The organism is Cohnella panacarvi Gsoil 349, from assembly GCF_000515335.1.
Classification (GTDB): Bacteria; Bacillota; Bacilli; order Paenibacillales; family Paenibacillaceae; genus Cohnella; species Cohnella panacarvi.
The window spans coordinates 773,511-791,646 of record NZ_KI911563.1 but is presented as its reverse complement, the minus strand read 5'-3'; the positions used below and the strand labels follow the sequence as shown (position 1 = coordinate 791,646).

17 protein-coding genes are annotated in these 18,136 nt (G+C 54.6%); 12 read left to right on the top strand and 5 right to left on the bottom strand.

The genetic code is table 11. The features are described 5' to 3' along the window. Window positions 1-63 precede the first annotated feature (63 nt). The 10 genes from yicI (at window position 64) to ltrA (ending at window position 13,451) form a co-directional block, all read left to right on the top strand. A complete protein-coding gene (gene yicI, locus COHPA_RS0103700) occupies window positions 64-2,385 on the top strand; it encodes an alpha-xylosidase (RefSeq protein WP_027084852.1) in 2,322 nt (773 codons plus the stop codon). 156 nt (window positions 2,386-2,541) lie between these two features. Further along, window positions 2,542-4,335: a histidine kinase gene (locus COHPA_RS0103690; protein WP_027084851.1), complete on the top strand. Its 1,794-nt coding sequence runs from the start codon at window positions 2,542-2,544 to the stop codon at window positions 4,333-4,335. Continuing rightward, a complete protein-coding gene (locus tag COHPA_RS0103685) occupies window positions 4,322-5,860 on the top strand; it encodes a response regulator transcription factor (RefSeq protein WP_169733243.1) in 1,539 nt (512 codons plus the stop codon). Before COHPA_RS0103690 ends, COHPA_RS0103685 begins: the two co-directional genes overlap by 14 nt. A 132-nt stretch (window positions 5,861-5,992) precedes the next feature. Beyond that, window positions 5,993-6,949 carry an ABC transporter permease gene (locus COHPA_RS0103680; RefSeq protein WP_027084849.1) on the top strand — a complete coding sequence of 319 codons (957 nt, stop codon included), beginning with the start codon at window positions 5,993-5,995 and terminating at the stop codon, window positions 6,947-6,949. Between the two features lie 14 nt (window positions 6,950-6,963). Further along, on the top strand, window positions 6,964-7,872 hold the full coding sequence (locus COHPA_RS0103675) for a carbohydrate ABC transporter permease (RefSeq protein ID WP_027084848.1): 909 nt from the start codon (window positions 6,964-6,966) through the stop codon (window positions 7,870-7,872). Between the two features lie 86 nt (window positions 7,873-7,958). Beyond that, entirely contained in the window at window positions 7,959-9,680 is a 1,722-nt protein-coding gene (locus tag COHPA_RS0103670; RefSeq protein WP_027084847.1) for an ABC transporter substrate-binding protein, read from the top strand. 315 nt (window positions 9,681-9,995) lie between these two features. Further along, window positions 9,996-10,331 (top strand): PadR family transcriptional regulator, encoded by a 336-nt coding sequence (locus tag COHPA_RS0103665; protein ID WP_027084846.1) that lies wholly within the window; start codon window positions 9,996-9,998, stop codon window positions 10,329-10,331. Continuing rightward, window positions 10,328-11,077, top strand: a complete 750-nt coding sequence (locus COHPA_RS24180) for a VanZ family protein (protein ID WP_027084845.1) — start codon at window positions 10,328-10,330, stop codon at window positions 11,075-11,077. Before COHPA_RS0103665 ends, COHPA_RS24180 begins: the two co-directional genes overlap by 4 nt. Beyond that, window positions 11,074-11,610, top strand: coding sequence for a DUF1697 domain-containing protein (locus COHPA_RS0103655; RefSeq protein WP_027084844.1), 537 nt, complete (start codon window positions 11,074-11,076; stop codon window positions 11,608-11,610). The genes COHPA_RS24180 and COHPA_RS0103655 overlap by 4 nt, the downstream gene beginning before the upstream one ends. A 449-nt stretch (window positions 11,611-12,059) precedes the next feature. Beyond that, window positions 12,060-13,451 carry a group II intron reverse transcriptase/maturase gene (gene ltrA / locus COHPA_RS0103650; protein WP_027084843.1) on the top strand — a complete coding sequence of 464 codons (1,392 nt, stop codon included), beginning with the start codon at window positions 12,060-12,062 and terminating at the stop codon, window positions 13,449-13,451. Between the two features lie 56 nt (window positions 13,452-13,507). On the opposite strand, the gene COHPA_RS0103645 is transcribed toward ltrA, so the two are convergent. The 4 genes from COHPA_RS0103645 to COHPA_RS0103630 form a co-directional block, all read right to left on the bottom strand. Further along, window positions 13,508-14,146, bottom strand: coding sequence for a hypothetical protein (locus COHPA_RS0103645; protein ID WP_027084842.1), 639 nt, complete (start codon window positions 14,144-14,146; stop codon window positions 13,508-13,510). Between the two features lie 14 nt (window positions 14,147-14,160). Continuing rightward, window positions 14,161-14,568 carry a permease prefix domain 1-containing protein gene (locus COHPA_RS0103640; protein WP_027084841.1) on the bottom strand — a complete coding sequence of 136 codons (408 nt, stop codon included), beginning with the start codon at window positions 14,566-14,568 and terminating at the stop codon, window positions 14,161-14,163. Next, entirely contained in the window at window positions 14,565-14,894 is a 330-nt protein-coding gene (locus COHPA_RS0103635; RefSeq protein WP_027084840.1) for a PadR family transcriptional regulator, read from the bottom strand. Before COHPA_RS0103635 ends, COHPA_RS0103640 begins: the two co-directional genes overlap by 4 nt. Before the next feature lie 230 nt (window positions 14,895-15,124). Further along, window positions 15,125-15,541 carry a VOC family protein gene (locus COHPA_RS0103630; protein WP_027084839.1) on the bottom strand — a complete coding sequence of 139 codons (417 nt, stop codon included), beginning with the start codon at window positions 15,539-15,541 and terminating at the stop codon, window positions 15,125-15,127. 141 nt (window positions 15,542-15,682) lie between these two features. Here COHPA_RS0103630 and COHPA_RS0103625 point away from each other — a divergent pair, with 141 nt between their 5' ends. Beyond that, the gene (locus COHPA_RS0103625) at window positions 15,683-16,162 is read left to right on the top strand and encodes a DUF6530 family protein (RefSeq protein WP_027084838.1); all 480 of its coding nucleotides are present in this window, start codon (window positions 15,683-15,685) and stop codon (window positions 16,160-16,162) included. 1 nt (window position 16,163) lies between these two features. Beyond that, window positions 16,164-16,553: a GIY-YIG nuclease family protein gene (locus COHPA_RS0103620; protein ID WP_027084837.1), complete on the top strand. Its 390-nt coding sequence runs from the start codon at window positions 16,164-16,166 to the stop codon at window positions 16,551-16,553. An 81-nt stretch (window positions 16,554-16,634) separates the two neighbouring features. Here the strand turns inward: COHPA_RS0103620 and COHPA_RS0103615 are convergent, their stop codons facing one another. Beyond that, window positions 16,635-18,062: an AAA family ATPase gene (locus COHPA_RS0103615; RefSeq protein ID WP_027084836.1), complete on the bottom strand. Its 1,428-nt coding sequence runs from the start codon at window positions 18,060-18,062 to the stop codon at window positions 16,635-16,637. Window positions 18,063-18,136: the final 74 nt, after the last annotated feature.

Here is an 18,136-nt window from a genome sequence, read left to right as displayed (position 1 = left end):
TCATGGAATAATGACAATATCATTATAGCATGCAAGCATATTTTTCTTCATGGGGGAATATCGGTGAAATTTACGGACGGTTACTGGCAAACGCGCAAAGGCGTCGAGCTTCAAACCCCGGTCGATGTTCGCGAAGTTCGCGAATCGAAAGGCACGCTGACGGCATACTGCGCGGTAAAACCGATCAGAATCAAAGGCGATACGCTGAACGGAACGATGCTTACGGCGGAAATCAGCTCGCCGATGGAAGACGTGATCCGCGTTCGTTGGATTCACCATGCGGGCGCAAAGCGGCTCGGCCCGAATTTCCGGATCAATGAGGACGAAAGCGTCAACGCGACAACGGAGCAGACGGACGAACACGCGACGCTGACGACCGGAGGCCTTACGGCGAAGATCCGCAAGACCCCGTCTTGGGGGTTGACGTTCGCTTATAACGGCCGCAAGTTGACGGGAACGGCTCATAGAGCAGCGGCATACATTAAAGACGTTGACGGAACGCCGTATTTCCGAGAGATGCTCGACCTTGGCGTCGGCGAACAAATTTACGGCCTGGGCGAGCGATTTACTCCTTTCGTCAAAAACGGACAAGTCGTCGATACGTGGAACGAGGATGGCGGGACGAGCAGCGAGCAAGCGTATAAGAACGTGCCGTTCTATTTGTCTAGCAACGGCTACGGCGTATTCGTGGGCCATCCGGAGCGGGTATCGTTCGAAATCGCTTCCGAGGTCGTCTCCAAAGTCGGCTTCAGCGTGCAGGGCGAGACGCTCGAATATTTCATCGTCGGCGGCGAGACGCTGAAGGACGTTCTGAACAACTACACGAAGCTGACCGGCAAACCCGCGCTTCCGCCCGCATGGTCGTTCGGCCTGTGGCTAACGACGTCGTTCACGACCGACTACGACGAGGCGACGGTGAACGGCTTCATCGAAGGCATGGCGGAGCGCCGCATTCCGCTTCGCGTGTTCCACTTCGATTGCTTCTGGATGAAAGAGTACGAGTGGTGCAACTTCGAATGGGATAAGGCGATGTTCCCCGATCCGGAAGGCATGCTCCGTCGCTTGAAAGATCGCGGGCTGAAAATTTGCGTATGGATCAACTCCTACATCGCGCAGAAATCTCCTCTGTTCCAAGAGGGCATGGAGAACGGCTATCTATTGCGCAGAGCGGACGGCAGCGTATGGCAGTGGGATATGTGGCAGGCGGGCATGGGTCTCGTCGACTTCACGAACCCGGCCGCGACCAAGTGGTTCAAAGACAAGCTGAAAGCGCTCATGGACATGGGGGTCGATTGCTTTAAAACCGACTTCGGCGAGCGTATTCCTACCGATGTCGTCTACTACGACGGCTCCGATCCGATGAGAATGCACAACTACTATACGCAGCTTTATAACCAAGCGGTATTCGAGGCGCTAGAGGAGAATCGCGGGAAGAACGAGGCGATGCTGTTCGCCCGTTCGGCAACGGCAGGCGGCCAGATGTTCCCGGTTCACTGGGGCGGCGACTGCTCCGCGAACTACGATTCGATGGCCGAGACGCTTCGCGGCGGCTTGTCGCTCGGCTTGTCCGGCTTCGGCTTCTGGAGCCACGACATCAGCGGGTTCGAGCGGACGGCTCCGGCGGACATCTACAAGCGTTGGGTCGCGTTCGGGATGCTCAGTTCGCACAGCCGGCTGCACGGCAACGAAACGTACCGCGTGCCATGGCTGTTCGACGAAGAATCCGTAGACGTCCTTCGCTGCTTCACGGAGCTGAAAAGCAGTCTGATGCCGTACTTGTTCGGCTGCGCGGTCGAAGCGGCGGAGAAAGGCTTGCCGATGATGCGCGCCATGCTGCTCGAGTTTCCCGAGGATCTGACGACGCGCTATTTGGACACGCAGTACATGTTGGGCGAACGCTTGCTCGTCGCGCCGATCTTCAACGAAGAAGGAATCGCCAAGTATTATGTTCCGGCGGGCCGATGGACGAACCTGATCGACGGGAAGAAGATCGACGGCGGCAGGTGGGTGGAAGAGAAGCATGGCTATAGCTCGATTCCGCTGCTCGTGCGTCCGAATTCCCTCATCGCGATCGGCAGCAATAACCAACGTCCGGACTACGATTATGCCGACAACGTCACGCTCCATCTGTTCGAGCTCGAAGACGGCGCTACGGCGACGGCTACGATCCACGACTTGAACGGCAAGGCTGTCGTTCATGCGAGCGCGGCTCGCAGGGGTAACGCGATCGAAATCAAGGTCGAAGGCGAAGGCAAGCCATGGCAGGCCGTTCTCCGCGGCATCGAAACCGTCGCCTCCGTGGAAGGCGCGGAAACGCGCAAGAGCCCCGAAGGCGCGAGGCTCGTGCCGCACGGCGCATCAGGGATGGTTAAGATCGTTATTTAAGCTTGAATCGTCATCGTTAGTGACCGAAGCGGAACCAGCCGACATCGTCGAACCGGAACCATTCGCCATCGGCGGCAGCGGCAACGCTGTCGCCGCTTTCATGTTTCGTCGTAAAGTCCATGAACAATTCGTGCTGTCACGAGAGGAGGCCCAGCCGTGTTTCGTCTGATGTCGCAAGCCTTCAACAACGTGAAATTAAGGACGAAGCTGATCGTTTCGTTCGTCGCTGTCGTGTTCTTGCCCGTCCTGATCGTCGGTATCTTCCTGACTCGCGAATTGCGCGCCATGACGCTCGACAACGCGATCGATCAGACGTATACGAACGTACAGCGCGTCAAAGCGCGAACCGCCGAGCTGATGAACGTCCTGTACGACAGCGCGTACCGAATCGCGAATAACGAGAAGCTAGAGAGCGTCACGAACCGCCGCTACGATTCGACTTATGAGGTCGTTAAGGCGTACCGGGAATTCACGGGTTTTAACGAGGAGCGCCGCTTGTACGGAGAGATCGATAACATTCGCCTGTACGTCGAGAACAGTACGCTGCTCAACAACTGGGAGTTCATTCAGCCAAGCGAGGAGATCCAACGAACGGATTGGTACATGAACGCGTTCAGGTACTTCGGCAACACCGTCAACTGGTACTACTTGAAGGACGAGCGAGACAATCGCGATTACTTAAGCCTCGTGCGCAAAGTCGCTTTTCCCGATTACGCGTCGAGCGGCGTGCTTGTCTTGAACGTTAACATGACCATGCTGACTTCGATATTAAACCAGGAATCGTTCGAGACGATGATCGTGGACGGGAGCGGTACGATCGTCGCCGCCAACCGCTTGGGATTAGCGGGAAGAACGCTGTCGGACATCGATTTGGATCCGGAGATCATGACAGGGAAGGGCAATAGGTTCGAGACGGATGTGGAAGGCGCGGCATCGCGGGTTTTCGTAGAGCCGTTCGTGCCGGAATCGAGCGCCAACGCGCTGCGGATCGTATCGGTATTCTCTATCGGCAACATCGTGAAGGACGCGGATCGGATCAATCAATTGGCGCTTACGGTGATTACGGCAAGTTTGTTGATCGCCGTCGTTCTCGTGTTCGGCGTATCGACGATCCTCTCGAAACGAATGCTTCGGCTTAGCAAGCATATAACGAAAGTCGCGACGGGTAACTTGGACATCTCGATGCATATCGACGGCAAGGACGAGATCGGACAGCTGTCCCGCCAGTTCAACGCGATGGTGTCCAGCATTAACGGGCTTGTCGCCGAAGTGCAAGAGACGAACAGGCAGAAAAGCCTGCTGGAGTCGAAGCAGAGCGAAATCAGGCTGAAGATGATGGCGAGCCAGATGAATCCCCATTTTCTGTATAACGCGTTGGAATCGATTCGGATGAAAGCGCACCTGAAGGGCGAGAAGGATATCGCGCAGGTCGTCCGCCTGCTCGGGAAGCTGATGCGCAAAAACCTGGAGGTCGGTCAAGGTCGAACGAGTCTGGCCGACGAGATCGACATCGTGCGCTGTTATTTGGACATTCAGAAATTCAGATACGAGGATCGGCTAACCTACGAGCTGCTGGTCGATCCGAGCCTGACTAGGATGCCGATACCGCCGCTCATCATCCAGCCGCTCGTCGAGAACGCCGTCATCCATGGCCTGGAGAATAAGCTGGACAGCGGCAAAGTCGAAGTTCGCGTCGCGAGAGCCGGAGGCGTAATGGCGGTCGAAGTCGGCGACGACGGAGTCGGCATATCGCCGGACAAGCTATCGGAGCTGAAGAGGAAGCTCAGCGACACGGAAGACAGCGAGAACCATCGCATCGGTCTGAAGAACGTGCATATGAGGCTCGTTCTGTCTTACGGTCCGGAGCATGGACTCCGGTTCGACAGCGAGCCGGGAGTCGGAACGCGCATCTCATTCACGATACCGATCAAGGAGGATGTCTATGTATAAGGTGCTGATCGTCGATGACGAACCGCGTATTAGAGACGGGCTTTCTACGCTCATCGATTGGGGCGAGCTCGGATTTGTCGTCGTGGACAAGGCGGCGAACGGAATCGAAGCGATGAACAAATACAAGCGCCTGGAGCCGGATCTCATTATCGCGGATATTCGGATGCCGGAAATGAACGGACTGGAGCTCGTGAAAGCGATACGCTCGGCCGGAGGCGCGATGCACGTGCTCATCTTGAGCGGTTACGCGGATTTCGAATACGCGAAGCAAGCGATGACGTTAAGAATCGACGGATACTTGCTGAAGCCGGTCGACGAGGACGAGCTCATGGATTACTTGGCGAAGTTGAAAAAAGAGTTGGATCAAGAGAGCGAATACAAGCGGTCGGCCGACCGAGAACGGGGAACGAGTACCGAAACGGCCATTCTGGCCATGCTTTCGGAAGACGGCGCGAAGCACGGTCAACCGCAGGCGATTCGGGAATGGGACGCCTTCGAGGTCGTGTTGATCAAACCTCACGGGCTCGGTACGGAAGAAGCTTTGGCATACGCGCAAATTCGCAAAAACTTAGAAGATAAATTCGAACCGGCGGGGCGCGGTATCGTGTTCCAGCTAGAACCTTACATCGGGTTGTTGCTATCGGGCGGATACCACCGGGAAGAGTGGAGCCGGCGCCTGCTGTACCAAGACATCCAAGCGGCATGCGCCGAGTATGCGGACGATTTCACGGCGGCGGCGGGCAATCAAGCAACAGTCTGGTCGGAGCTTAGAAGCTCTTACCTCTCCGCGCTCGATCTGATGAGGCGACGGTTCTTCCTCGAAAGCGAGACGATCGCCACGGCGGGATCGGGTACGCCGTTCGTAGCCCGCTCGCAAGCCTGCTCGGATAAGCAAGCCTTGGACGGAGCAATGGCCGGGCAGAAGCTTTACTGGGCGGTCGATATCGGCAAGCGCGAATCGATCGTGCGGCAGGTGGAGGAGGCAGCGGCGGCGTTGATCAAGCTTGGAAGAGGGGAGACGGAGTTCAAAGCCGAGTTCGTGCAGCTATTGTCGGACGTGCTCGACAAGCTTTCGGTCAGCCGGCCGGAGTTCAATACCCGGGAATATCGGGCAAGGTTGCTGGAATTATATACGGAACTTCATTGCCGTTCTTTCCTTCATCGTATCGTCGGCATTCTCGTCGATATCGCCGACTCGATCGAATGCTCCTCCGGTCGCTCGCCAATCGCGCGCATGATCGATTTGATCCATCGTAACTACAGCGACAACTTGAAGCTGGAGAAGCTTGCGGAGCTGTTCAATTACAATAGCGCCTATCTAGGAAAGCTCTTTAAGAGCGAGACGGGCGAGCATTTCAACACCTATCTGGACAAAGTTCGGATCGAGCATGCCAAGAAGCTATTGGAGCAGGGGATGAAGGTGTATCAAGCGGCGGACAAAGTCGGATATGCGAACGTCGATTATTTTCATGCGAAGTTCCGCAAATACGAAGGCGCGTCCCCGTCCGCGTACAAGAAAAAGTAAACGTCGGCTGGATTTGAATCCGCTTACACTAATTTTGATATGATTTTGCGTCCAATCCTTCGGGTAGTTCCCGCGTTCGGCATCGGCTAACATGAACTCATGCAGCAACGGCAACCTAGCAGGAGGGATTCTATGAAAGCGGTCACAATAGACGGACAACCGCAGGTTCGACGAGACAAGGGCACGTTCTGGAGAACGTTCCTGCGCAACAAGTACTTGTACGCGATGTCGCTTCCGTTCGTCTTGTGGGTTTTCGTATTCAGCTACTATCCGTTATGGGGCTGGACGATGGCTTTTCAGAAGTACAAGCCCGCTTTGTCGTTCGGCGAACAGCAGTGGGTAGGCGTCGACCATTTCAAGACGCTGTTCCAAGACGATACTTTCTATCAGGTGCTGCGCAATACGCTGGCCATGAGTTTTATAGGCATTATAGCCGGATTCCTCGTGCCGATCGTCTTCGCGATCATGCTCAACGAAATCCGCAGCATGGCATTCAAGCGAGTGGCGCAAACGGTTTCGTACTTGCCCCACTTTGTATCGTGGGTCGTCGTCGCGGGTCTCGTGACGAAGATGCTCTCGACCGATAACGGCGCGGTCAACGACTTCCTGATGTGGCTGGGCATCATGAACGAACCGATTCAGTTCATGGCTAAAGGCGAACTGTTCTGGGGGATCGTGACCTTGTCCGACGTATGGAAGGAAACGGGCTGGAACACGATCATCTATTTGGCGGCGATCGCCGGCATCGGGCCGGAGCTGTACGAAGCGGCCAAAGTGGACGGCGCAAGCCGGCTTAGACAAATCTGGCACATTACGCTGCCGGGCATCCGAACGACGATCGTGATCTTGCTGATCATGTCGATCGGCCACTTGATCCAAATCGGATTCGAAAAGCAATTTTTGCTCGGCAACAACCTTGTCAGAGATTACTCGCAAGTACTCGACTTATACTCGCTGGAGTACGGCTTGCAGATGAGCCGCTATTCGTTCGGTACGGCGATTAATATTTTCAACTCCGTCGTCAGCATCATCCTGTTGTTCGCGGCGAACGGTCTGTTCAAACGAATAACGAAAGAAAGCATCATGTAAGGAGGCGTGCCGACATGTCAACGAAGCAATCACCGATGGGCACGCCGATGTCGGACCGGATTTTCAACCTCGTCGTCTACGTCTTCGTTATCGGCGTTATGATCGTCACGTTGTATCCGTTCCTGAACGTGCTCGCGCTATCTTTCAACGATTCCATCGACAGCGTGCGAGGCGGGATTACGATCTACCCGCGCGAATTTACGCTGCGAAACTACGATCTCATTTTCTCGTTTCCTAGTCTTCTGACCGGCTTCAAAATATCCGTGCTGCGTACGGTAATCGGCACGATCGTCGGTCTGATCAGCGCGTCGATGCTGGCATACGCGCTCAGCCGTCCGGATTTCCAGGGCCGCAGGTTCGTGTCCGTGTATCTCGCGCTTACGATGTACGTCTCGGGCGGTCTCATCCCGTTCTACTTCCTCATTAAGGACTTGCACATGATGAACACCTTCGCGGTGTACATTATCCCGGGTCTCGTCAGCGCCTTCAACGTATTCATCATCCGTTCGTTCATGGATACGATTCCGTACGCACTGCAAGAGTCGGCCAAGCTGGACGGCGCGAACGATTTCACGATTTACTGGCGGATCATTCTGCCGATGTCGAAGCCGGCGCTGGCGACGATCGCGCTATTCTTGGCGGTCGGACAGTGGAATTCTTGGTTCGATACGTATCTGTACAACGGCTCCAACGAGTCGCTCACGACGCTGCAATTCGAGCTGATGAAAGTGCTGCAGAGCACGACGTCCGGCAACAACGCGGATATTCATAACCCGAACCTCACGCAGGTCATGTCCACGGTATCGCCGGAGTCGGTCAAGATGGCGATTACGATCGTCGTCACGTTGCCGATCCTGCTCGTCTACCCTTTCCTTCAACGTTACTTCGTAAAGGGCATGACGCTGGGCGCCGTCAAAGGCTAAATCCGAACGGGCGCAATGAACACCGGTATGAACGGGGCAACCCGTTACTACAATATAGCTTCTCATACGATACAGGAGGGTTAAACATGAAACGAGAGATGAAGTGGTCAGGTCTTGTCCTGACGACGACGTTGTTCGCCGGTCTGCTTGCAGCTTGCGGCAATAACAACGACAATGCCGGCAATGCAAGCCCGAGCATCTCGGCCAATCCGACCGCGACGAGCAGCGCATCCGAGGACAATCTCGCACCTCTGACCATGACGTTCTACAGCGAAGATCCGAATCCGAACTGGGCGAACATGCAAGACGAAGTCGGCAAGGCGCTCACCGCGACAACCGGCATCACGCTCGACGCCGAATACGCCGTCGGCGACCCTGTGCAGAAGTCTTCCCTGATCGCGGCAAGCGGAGAGTATCCCGATCTGATCAGCGCCAAAGGAAGCATCAGCAAATTCGTCGACGCAGGGGCCGTCCTCGACTTGACGGATCTGATCGACCAATACGCTCCTAACATCAAGAAAGTATTCGAAGGCCAACTGGGCCGCTTGAAATACAGCGAAGTCGATCCCGCCATTTATGTGATTCCTTCCTATAGCACGGTCGGCCAACAATACTTCAACGCCGGCGGCGGCTTCGAGCTTCAGCATCGCGTCGTGAAAGAGCTAGGATATCCGCAGATCAAGACGGTCGCGGACTTCGAGAAAGCGATCAAGGATTACTTGAAGCTGCATCCGAAAGACGAGAACGGCAACCCGAACATCGGCTTGTCCCTGAACGCGGACGACTGGCATATGTTCATCTCCGTTACGAACCCTGCGTTCCTGACGACGGGCGGCGCGGACGACGGCGAGTTCCACATCGACATCGATACGCAAGAAGTCACTTACCATTTCCGCCGCCCGGAAGAGAAAGAATATTTCCGCTGGTTGAACCACATGAACGCGGAAGGCCTGCTCGACAAAGAAAGCTTCGTTCAGAAGTATGACCAATACAAAGCCAAAATCGCCACCGGCCGCGTTCTCGGTTTGATCGACCAGGACTGGGATTACGGCGACGGCGAGAAAGCGCTGAAAGCGGAAGGCAAATTCGAATACGGCTACGGCCACTATCCGGTTACGCTGACCTCCGAATACAAAGAAGCATCGTTCTGGCCAAGCGGCTTCATGGCAGGCAACGGCTTAGCGATCTCCAAAGACAACCCGGATCCGGTTCGCGCAATCAAGTTCCTGGACTATCTCGCTTCCGACGAAGGCCAAGTTCTGATGAACTGGGGCATTGAAGGCAAGCACTACAAGGTCGAGGGCGGCAAACGCGTGATTCCCGAAGACGTGAACAACCGCAAAATCAACGATGCGACGAAGTTCCAGAAAGAAACCGGCATCGGCAACTACAACCTGCTGTCCGCTCACTACGGCGACGGCGTGAAAGACCCTACCGGGAACTACTACACGACGAACTTCCCCGAGCAAATCGTAGCCGGCTTCAACGACGTCGAGAAAGAAACGCTCGCGGCTTACGGCGCGACGACTTGGAGAGACCTGTTCCCGAAAGAAGAAGAGTTCAAGGTTCGTCCTTGGGGCGCTTCCTGGAACATTCCGGTTCCGACGGAAAGCGATTCCGTCGTCCTCGAGAAGAAATTGCAGGATATTACGTGGAAACGGATCCCGCAAGCGATCTTGGCTAAACCGGAAGAGTTCGATAAAATTTGGGATGACTATCAGAAAGAATTGATCGCGGCCGACGTAGAGAAAGCGGAAGATCTCCGCGAAGAGCTCGTCAAAGCCCGCGTCAGAATGTGGAGCGAATAAGACTTAGGTTATAAGAGAAGAGAGCTCGTGACATACGGGCTCTCTTTTGCTGCGGGCGGTGCGTATAGCGTGAGGTTAACGTAAAGTACGATAAGGGAAAGAGAAGGATAGAGAGACGGACGTGATCGTCTGTTCGCTGCTCTTTCCTTTTACATTTGAGCCTGATCGGCTGGATAATCAATTATCTGTATTCGGTGCAGGTAGCTCGGAAGTTACTCTCTAGGGTTGATCCATTGTGCGATCGATTGGATAACCTTGCCATACTACTTACTATGTTATACGATGTACATAGAATAACAAGATGATCGGATCGAGGTGGATGTTACGGATAGGGAAATTTGGAAAGGCAGCATCGATATTATACTGCTGTCCATTATCGGGAAAGGTCCGACATACGGCTACGAGATCATACAGAACCTGAGAAGGGTAAGCGAGCAAGCGTACGAAATGAGCGAAGGCACGTTATATCCCGCGCTAAGGCGATTGGAGGAAAAACAATTGTTGACCTCTTCCTGGGGGGACTCCGAAACGGGCGGACGGCGCAAATATTACGAAATTACCGAGGAAGGCAGACATTCGTTAGCCGGCAAGCTGCAGCAATGGCGGTTAGTAAGCCGTCTGATTTCGATCAGCGCGGAGGGCATGGGATGAGCATCGTACAAACGTACGTCAAAGAGATCGTCGCCAAGATGAAGACGGACGATCGGGAGAAGATGGAGCTGGAGCTGGAACTGACAGATCATTTGACATTGCTCAAGAACGATTACGTTAGTAAAGGATATACCGAACAAGACGCGGAAAAGTGCGCGATATACGACTTTGGACAAGCGGATAGGATCAGCCACGGACTGAATCAGACGGTAAGCCTGTCTAAGCGGCTGCTTAAGTTCGCGGTCTGGACGATGTTCATCGTCTATTCGCTCGTCGTCTTGAAACTTCTGTTCATTGGCGGAATCTATCAGGTTCGAGTGAACGATCTTAACCAATACGCTTGGATTTTCCACAAGCGCGCAGGCTGGGGGTCCTACAATATCGAGCCTTTTTCTACGCTTCGCCAGTATATTTTCCACTCCGATCGGTATAATCCCGGCATTATCGAGAGAAATCTCACGGGGAATATCGCGTTGTTCGTCCCGTTCGGCTTGCTAGCGCCTATGCTTTTCGCTTCTTTGCGCGCGTGGATCAGATTTTGGCCTTTCGCCCTGGCGATCTCGATCGCCATAGAAGCGATCCAGTACTATACGCGGTCGGGCGTAGGGGACATCGATGACGTTATCCTCTACGCGATCGGCTGTTACGCCGGATATGGGATGTTCTCGGCAGCGAGATTTACGAAGAACCGATTGTTCGAGAAGAGACGGAACGATACCATGAAGCGAGAGGAAATGAGATTATGACCTTATACATGGCGTTTTTACGCGGAATTAACGTCGGCGGGAACCATATCGTGAAGATGGCTGAACTTAAGCGTACGCTCGAGGAAGACGGCATGCACCGGGTGCAGACGTACATTCAAAGCGGCAACATCCTGTTCGAATCGGACGAAGCGGCATCCGAGCTGGAAGGGCGATTCGAGCGGTTGCTCGAGGCGGCGTTCGGCTTTCCGATGCCGACGATGATTCGAAGCGCCGATGAGCTGAAGAATATCATGCAGCGCTGCCCGTATTCGTTCGCCGAGGTGACGGAAGGCCAAAGCATTCATCTGTCGCTGCTTAAGCGGGAGCCGTCCGAGGAGGAAATCGCCGCAATACCGGATATCGATACCGGGCGCGACGAGTATCGGATCGTCGGGCGGGAAATATACTGGTTTTTCAACCAAAGCATGCTTGACTCGAAGCTGCCTCGAAAGCTGCAGAAGATCGGTCCGGCGACGATGCGCAATTGGAAAACGATCGTGAAGATGGACGAGCTCGCTCGCGCGCGCGGCTAGACGAACGAACGGCATAAGGCTGCGCGCCTTATGCCGTCGTACGATGTACGCCCAGCATGGGCGTCATCTCTACGGTGAAAGTCCGGAATGGGGGCTGGCAAGCGCCTACCATAGCCAAGAGCAAGGGTGTCCGCCGCGAGGCGGAATCCGAAGGAAGCTGGAGGCAAACGCACGGCTCGAGGTACACGAATCCAATTTGAGGCGGTTGCAGTCGGATGAGTCACCATCACATGACGAAATCCTAAGCTGCCAAAGGCTGCAGCCGTAAACTTGGGCGAGCGCGGGCGGAAAGATGACGTTCTTATCTGGGGAGACCTGTGGAATATGCGAAGTATTTGCGTAACCGTGGCTGAGAAGTCGCGCTGAATCCGCAGGAGTCAGCAGAAGCCATAGTACGGTGTTGTTGCAACAACACCGGAAGGGCTGAACCTAAAGGAGANAAGAAATCGATGCGTTCGCGCGAAGAACAACGACAGCAGAATATCCCGCAAGGGAGCTCGCGGCAAAGGGTAGCGGTGAAACCGCAAGGGTATGCCGGAGCGCCGAGTTCTTCGTCGGCACAAACCGACCTTTCTTCTCGCGAAGGAAAGCACGACTTGCTGGATCAAATGCTCGAGGAGGGAAATCTCCGAGAAGCCTACAAGCGAGTGAAACAAAACGGAGGAGCGCCCGGCATAGACAACGTGACGGTAGCCGAGCTACAAGCACACGTATGGGAATGCTGGGAAACCGTGAAAGCGCAGCTCCAATTGGGTACGTACAGACCGATGCCAGTCAAACGGGTGGAAATCCCCAAACCCGGAGGCGGGGTGCGGCTGTTAGGTATCCCAACCGTAATGGACCGCTTGATCCAACAAGCCCTCATGCAAGTAATGACACCGATTTTCGACCCGTTATTCTCACCGAACAGCTTTGGATTCCGCCCAAGGAAACGTGCCCATGACGCAGTAAAACAAGCGCAGTCCTACATTCAAGAAGGAAATCGCTGGGTCGTAGACATAGATTTGGAGAAGTTCTTTGACAGAGTGAACCACGACATCCTCATGGCAAGGGTAGCACGAAAAGTCGCGGACAAGCGTGTCTTGAAGCTGATTCGTTCCTACCTCAATGCCGGAGTCATGGTCGACGGGACAAAGCAGGAGACGCTGGAAGGAACGCCGCAAGGCGGTCCGCTCAGCCCGCTTTTAGCTAACATCCTGTTGGACGATCTGGACAAAGAGTTAACGGAACGCGGCTTGAAGTTTGTGCGTTATGCGGACGACTGCAACATCTTTGTCCGAAGCAAGCGTGCAGGTGAACGCGTAATGGCGTCGGTCATTCGCTTTGTAGAGGAGAGGCTCAGACTAAGAGTGAATCGGGACAAGAGTGCGGTAGACCGCCCATGGAACCGCAAGTTCCTTGGATTCAGCTTTCTCAGCAACAAAGTCGCGACGATTCGAATCGCGCCGAAGAAACTGGAACAACTAAAGGAACGCGTCAGGGAGATAACCTCGCGTACGCGAGGCGTCTCGATGGAGAAGAGGCTGCAAGAATTAAATCGCTACCTGATGGGTTGGATAGGCTACTTCCGGCTAGCATCCGTAAAGACGCACTGCGAACGACTCGACGAATGGATTCGCCGAAGACTACGCATGTGCCTATGGAAGCAGTGGAAACTACCTAAATCCAGGCTCCGAAACTTACGTGCCCTAGGTGTACCGGAGTGGGCGGCAAGAATGATGGCAAACGCTCGCCGCGGATGCTGGGAAATGTCCCGAAACATAAACAACGCCCTTAATCGCTCCTACTGGAGTGACCAAGGGCTGTTAAGTCTGACAACTCGTTATCTTGAAACTCGTTAACTTTTAGGAACCGCCGTATGCGGACCCGCATGTACGGTGGTGTGAGAGGTCGGGGGCTAGCCGCCCCCATCTACTCGATTGCGGGAATAATAGTACATGCTGAGCGGCCACCATGCGAACGCGAAAATCGGATAGATCGCCCAAACTTCCGTCGTCGTGACCGCGTTCAGGGTAACGAAGAAAACGGCGCTTAGAAGTGAGCCTATGACGGAGAATAGGAACCATTGCCTGACGATGCCGCAGTAGATGGCGAGCGGCCACCATAGCACGACGAAAGCAGGGAAGATCGCCCACGGGAACTCGGGCGAGACGGTGACGTTCAGCAGCGCGTAGCTGGCTATGACGCCGATGCTGCCGATGACCGCCATGGCGAACGTCTTGGCGAATCGTCCCGCGAACATGACGATCGGCCACCAGACGATGGCCAGTGCCGCGTATAGGAACCAAGGGTGATCCGGTGAATGGAGCCTATTTTCCGTAAACAAGAACGCGATGACGAGCAAGCTGTCGTACAAGGCGAACTGCTTGGTCTTGCCCCTGGCCGCGAACGCCATCGCTAACGGCCAATGCAGGACGGCGAACGACGGCTCGATGAACCAGTAATCGTCGGGAGTCGTCAGCAGATTGACGATGAAGAAGAATAAGATCGACATGAAGCTTCCCGTCACGGCGAATGCGAGCTGTTTGCTTTTCATTGGGTTCAGCTCCCTTATTGCTTATTGGCTAACCATCTGTAGAACATGGTCAGCGGCCACCATAGAACGCCGAAAGTCGGGTAGACGAACCAGATCGTATCCGGCGAGGTGTAGAAGTTAATAAAGATCATGAGTCCGATAATGAGCGCGCTGCCCCAAATCGAGAAGCCCAAGTGGATGCCGTAGCGGTTTCTCGCGTTCCGCGCGGCTTGACCGCCGCCCAGCTCTTCCTTGATGTCCGCGATATCCCCGAAATCCACGATCGCCTTATTGATCGCGTCTTCCTCGGCCTTTCCTTTATGAATCAAATCTTGAACTTTCTCCTCGAGGTTCTGGACGATTTCCGCCTTCATCGCTTCTTTCGCTTCGCTATCCGGTATATCCTTAAACCATTCTTCGACGTGCGATCTGATCTTTCTCACGTTAATCCCTCCATGAATATGTTCATAATGTCTTTGATTTCGTTCCATTCCTCGATCGTTTCCCTCAAGTACGCGCGGCCTAGCTTCGTGATCTTGTAATATCGCCGTTGTCCGCCGTGCGAGACGTCCCCGAGGTAAGATTCGATCAGTTCCTTGCGTTCCAGCCGTTGAAAGACGGCATACAGCGTCGCTTCTTTGATCTGGAACCGCTCGTTCGTACGCGCTGCGATCTCTTTGGAAATTTCGTAGCCGTAGCGATCTTCCTCGTAGATGAGGCGCAAGATGATGGCGTCCAAATGTCCGCGTATAGCATCGCTTCTAATCATTCGTTGTCCTCCTGAACCAGAATCGATCTTGGCTGAGTACTCTGCCTGCAAGTGTTCTGTCTGTTAGTGTTCTATCACATAGAGTTCTACCTGATGGAGTAAATTTACCACACATTACTCTGCGTGTCAAAGTAATTATTTCGTGACCAGATTCCTTAGGGCAACTCGGCAATCCAAGCCTATACGAATAATGGAGCCGCCCGTCGGGGCGACTCCATTACGTCGTACTTTTATTCGGCGATATGATTGAACATCCAATGGATGCCGAATCGATCCGTCAGCATGCCGTAATATTTGCTCCAGAACGTCTCCTGCAGCTCCATCGTTACCGTACCGCCGTCCTTCAGCCGGCCGAACAATCCGTTCATTTTTTCCTTGCTGTCGCTATTCACGACTAAGTTTACGTTATTGCCTGACGTGAAGGGCGTCCCGGGGAACGTATCCGAGAACATGACGTTGCTGCCCTCGATCGTAAGGCGTGCATGCATGATCTTATCTTTCGCCTCGTCGGGGAGCGGAAAGTCCGGATGCGGCGGCGCGTCTCCGAAGGTCATCAGTTGAGCGGGCTCCGAACCGAAGACGTCGGTATAGAATCGGATCGCTTCCCGCGCGTTGCCCTGAAAATTCAAATACACGTCCAATGCCATGAACTCAGCCTCCATCACGATAGATAGGTTTTCGCAAGAATATTGTACCATAGGCCCGTCCGAATTATGAACGAGCGTCATAACCTTGACATGAAGGTTAGTAATTTAGTAAATTAGTAAATATGAAAAGGAGATGACAACGTGAAAATTCCGACTTCGTTAAAACATAAACCCGTAATCGTATCCGAGAATTACGCGAACGTGGACGGGAGATACGCGGGGCAGACGGACACGCAGGGCCTCTCGCTAGGACTGGCGCAATGGAACGATCGGGGCAAAGTCGACGTCTCGGCGAAAGTGTGGCGGCATACCGGGGACAAGTGGTCCCGCCAATCCGAGGAACTCCCGCTTCACCGGGTGATGGACCTCGCGATATTGATCGCCCGTTCGCTCTCGTATTTTCGCGAGGCGTATCGTTATCCGGATCTGTACGACCCGGCGAATCCCGTTATCGATAGAATCGGTTTGCAAGGCGACGCGATGACGGTGGAAGTGTGTACAGACAACGAGAAAATCAAAGAGGACATCAAGCTGTTCAACCAAGCGCTTAGCAACGATGGGGAGTTGATCGGAGAACGGCTGCGCACGCTTTCCAACATCCTCAAGGAAATGGGTTATTGACATGACGCTGGACAAACAACAGAAGAAAGATCTGGCCACGGCGTATAAACAGTCGTTTCGCCCGATGGGCGTCTATCAAATCCGCAATACGGTCAACGGAAAAGCGTTGGTCGGAAGCTCGATGGATTTGGATGGCATGAACAATCGGCTGGCTTTCTCGAAGCAAATGAACGCGAATACGTTCATGGAGCTGAGGGACGATTGGAACCGTTACGGCGGCAACGCATTCGTATTCGAAGTGCTCGACCGAATCAAGCCGCGCGAGGAGCAAATGAACGACCCGTCCGAGCTCGATGGGTACAAGGAGGAAGTAGAGACGCTGCTCGAATTGTGGCTCGAGAAGCTTCAGCCTTACGGGGAGAGAGGATACAACAAGCCCAAGAGACGATAGCGGCGCATTAACCTCGACCTCTATCGTTTGGGCTAGTTTCTGAAGGCATTAAACCGGATGTCGGCGATATTCATGGGGGGATTACCGGCGTTCGCGTTCATGCTCCTGCTCCATGGACAATAACGTCTCGGCAAGCAGGTTTTTGGCTTTCTTCAAATTCCGATAATAGGTCGCCATCGAATAGCCGAACCGTTCCGCGGTTCTCGCATGGGAACGCGTGTCGGCCATATAGGCTTGCTCGAGCAGCTTGCTTAACGCGAAGCTAGCGTCGGATTGCTCGCTCATCCCGCGAATGGCCCGCCGAAGAGCGGCGCGGAACGGACTTGCGGAGTCTTTGGCCGACGGGTTCTCGGCCATCAGCCGAGGGAACATCGACGCGAAGTCGGCAAGCGTCTCGCTTTGATTCGCCAGATTGGCGTAATGAAGCAGCAAAACGCCGAGGGCATCTACGATCCGCCGCGTAGCGGCCGGCGGGTTAGGCGCTTGAACCGGTGAAACGACCGACTTCTCGGCAGGCGATCGTTCGTTCACGCGATCCGTCATGGTGCGGAAGGCGTGCGGTTTCCGGCGTTGGAAATCGAGGGCGACCCATGTTCTGAACGGATCGCTTAATGTCCAACCGTTATCGGTAACTTGGATAAGCGGCAATCGCGCGAACGCGTTGAAATCGAAGGCGGAAAGTTCCTGTTCCACGAGCGCAGACAAGCTCTCTTGGTTAAACTCCGGTATCAAGGAGGACGCTTCGATCAGCTTATACGTCAGAGGTTGATCGATATGCCGCAACAGATGCCCGACAAGAATGCTGCAAAGCGAGAGCAAGTCCTGCTGGTCGTATCCGCGACGGATGCGCTCGATCGCAAGCTCCAGCGCCATCGGGACGCCGCCGGCAAACCGGGAGATGGCGTCCTGCAGTCGTTGATCGTGAATGTGATGGCTCCTCATATAGGCAGCCTGTTCTTCGTAGGAGAGGGGCGACAGGCGAATACGTTGCTGTAGGCGGTGCCACACGCCGGAGGAGGACGCGTTCGCGGCGGTCGTACCGGCCGTGACGACCGCAATCCTGCTATCGAGCAAGAGGTACCAGCTTCGGAGCTCGCGAGCCAGCGGCTCGTCTTCCTCGACGGCGTCGAGAAGCAGAACGACCGACCGCTTGCCCGTATTTCCGATACGATTGATGGTGTCGGCCAGCTTAACGCCCGAGGATTTCCCCGGTATGTCCGGCTCGTCTCCGAATCCGTTGCGCGATAGCTGTACGCCAAGCTCGAAGAACAGCTCCTCCGCGGAGCCGAATCCGGAGCAATCGGCATACAGGCATAGCGTTGCCGCGTCTTGGGTCGTTTCGAAGCGCTTCAGAAGCGCGGTCTTACCGATTCCGCTAGGTCCGTGCAGCCGTATATTCGTCCATTCCGGTCTGTTCGATGATAGGATCGCCGTTAGAGCCTGCAGTTCATCGGTTCTTCCGACGAAGCGGCCGATTTCGGCGACTCTGAGCAGTTGTTCGACTAACATGCCTAATCTCCTCGCGCGTATGAAATAAGCTCCTACCCCTTTCGATAGGCGGCGGACGAATCCTCTTATTCCCG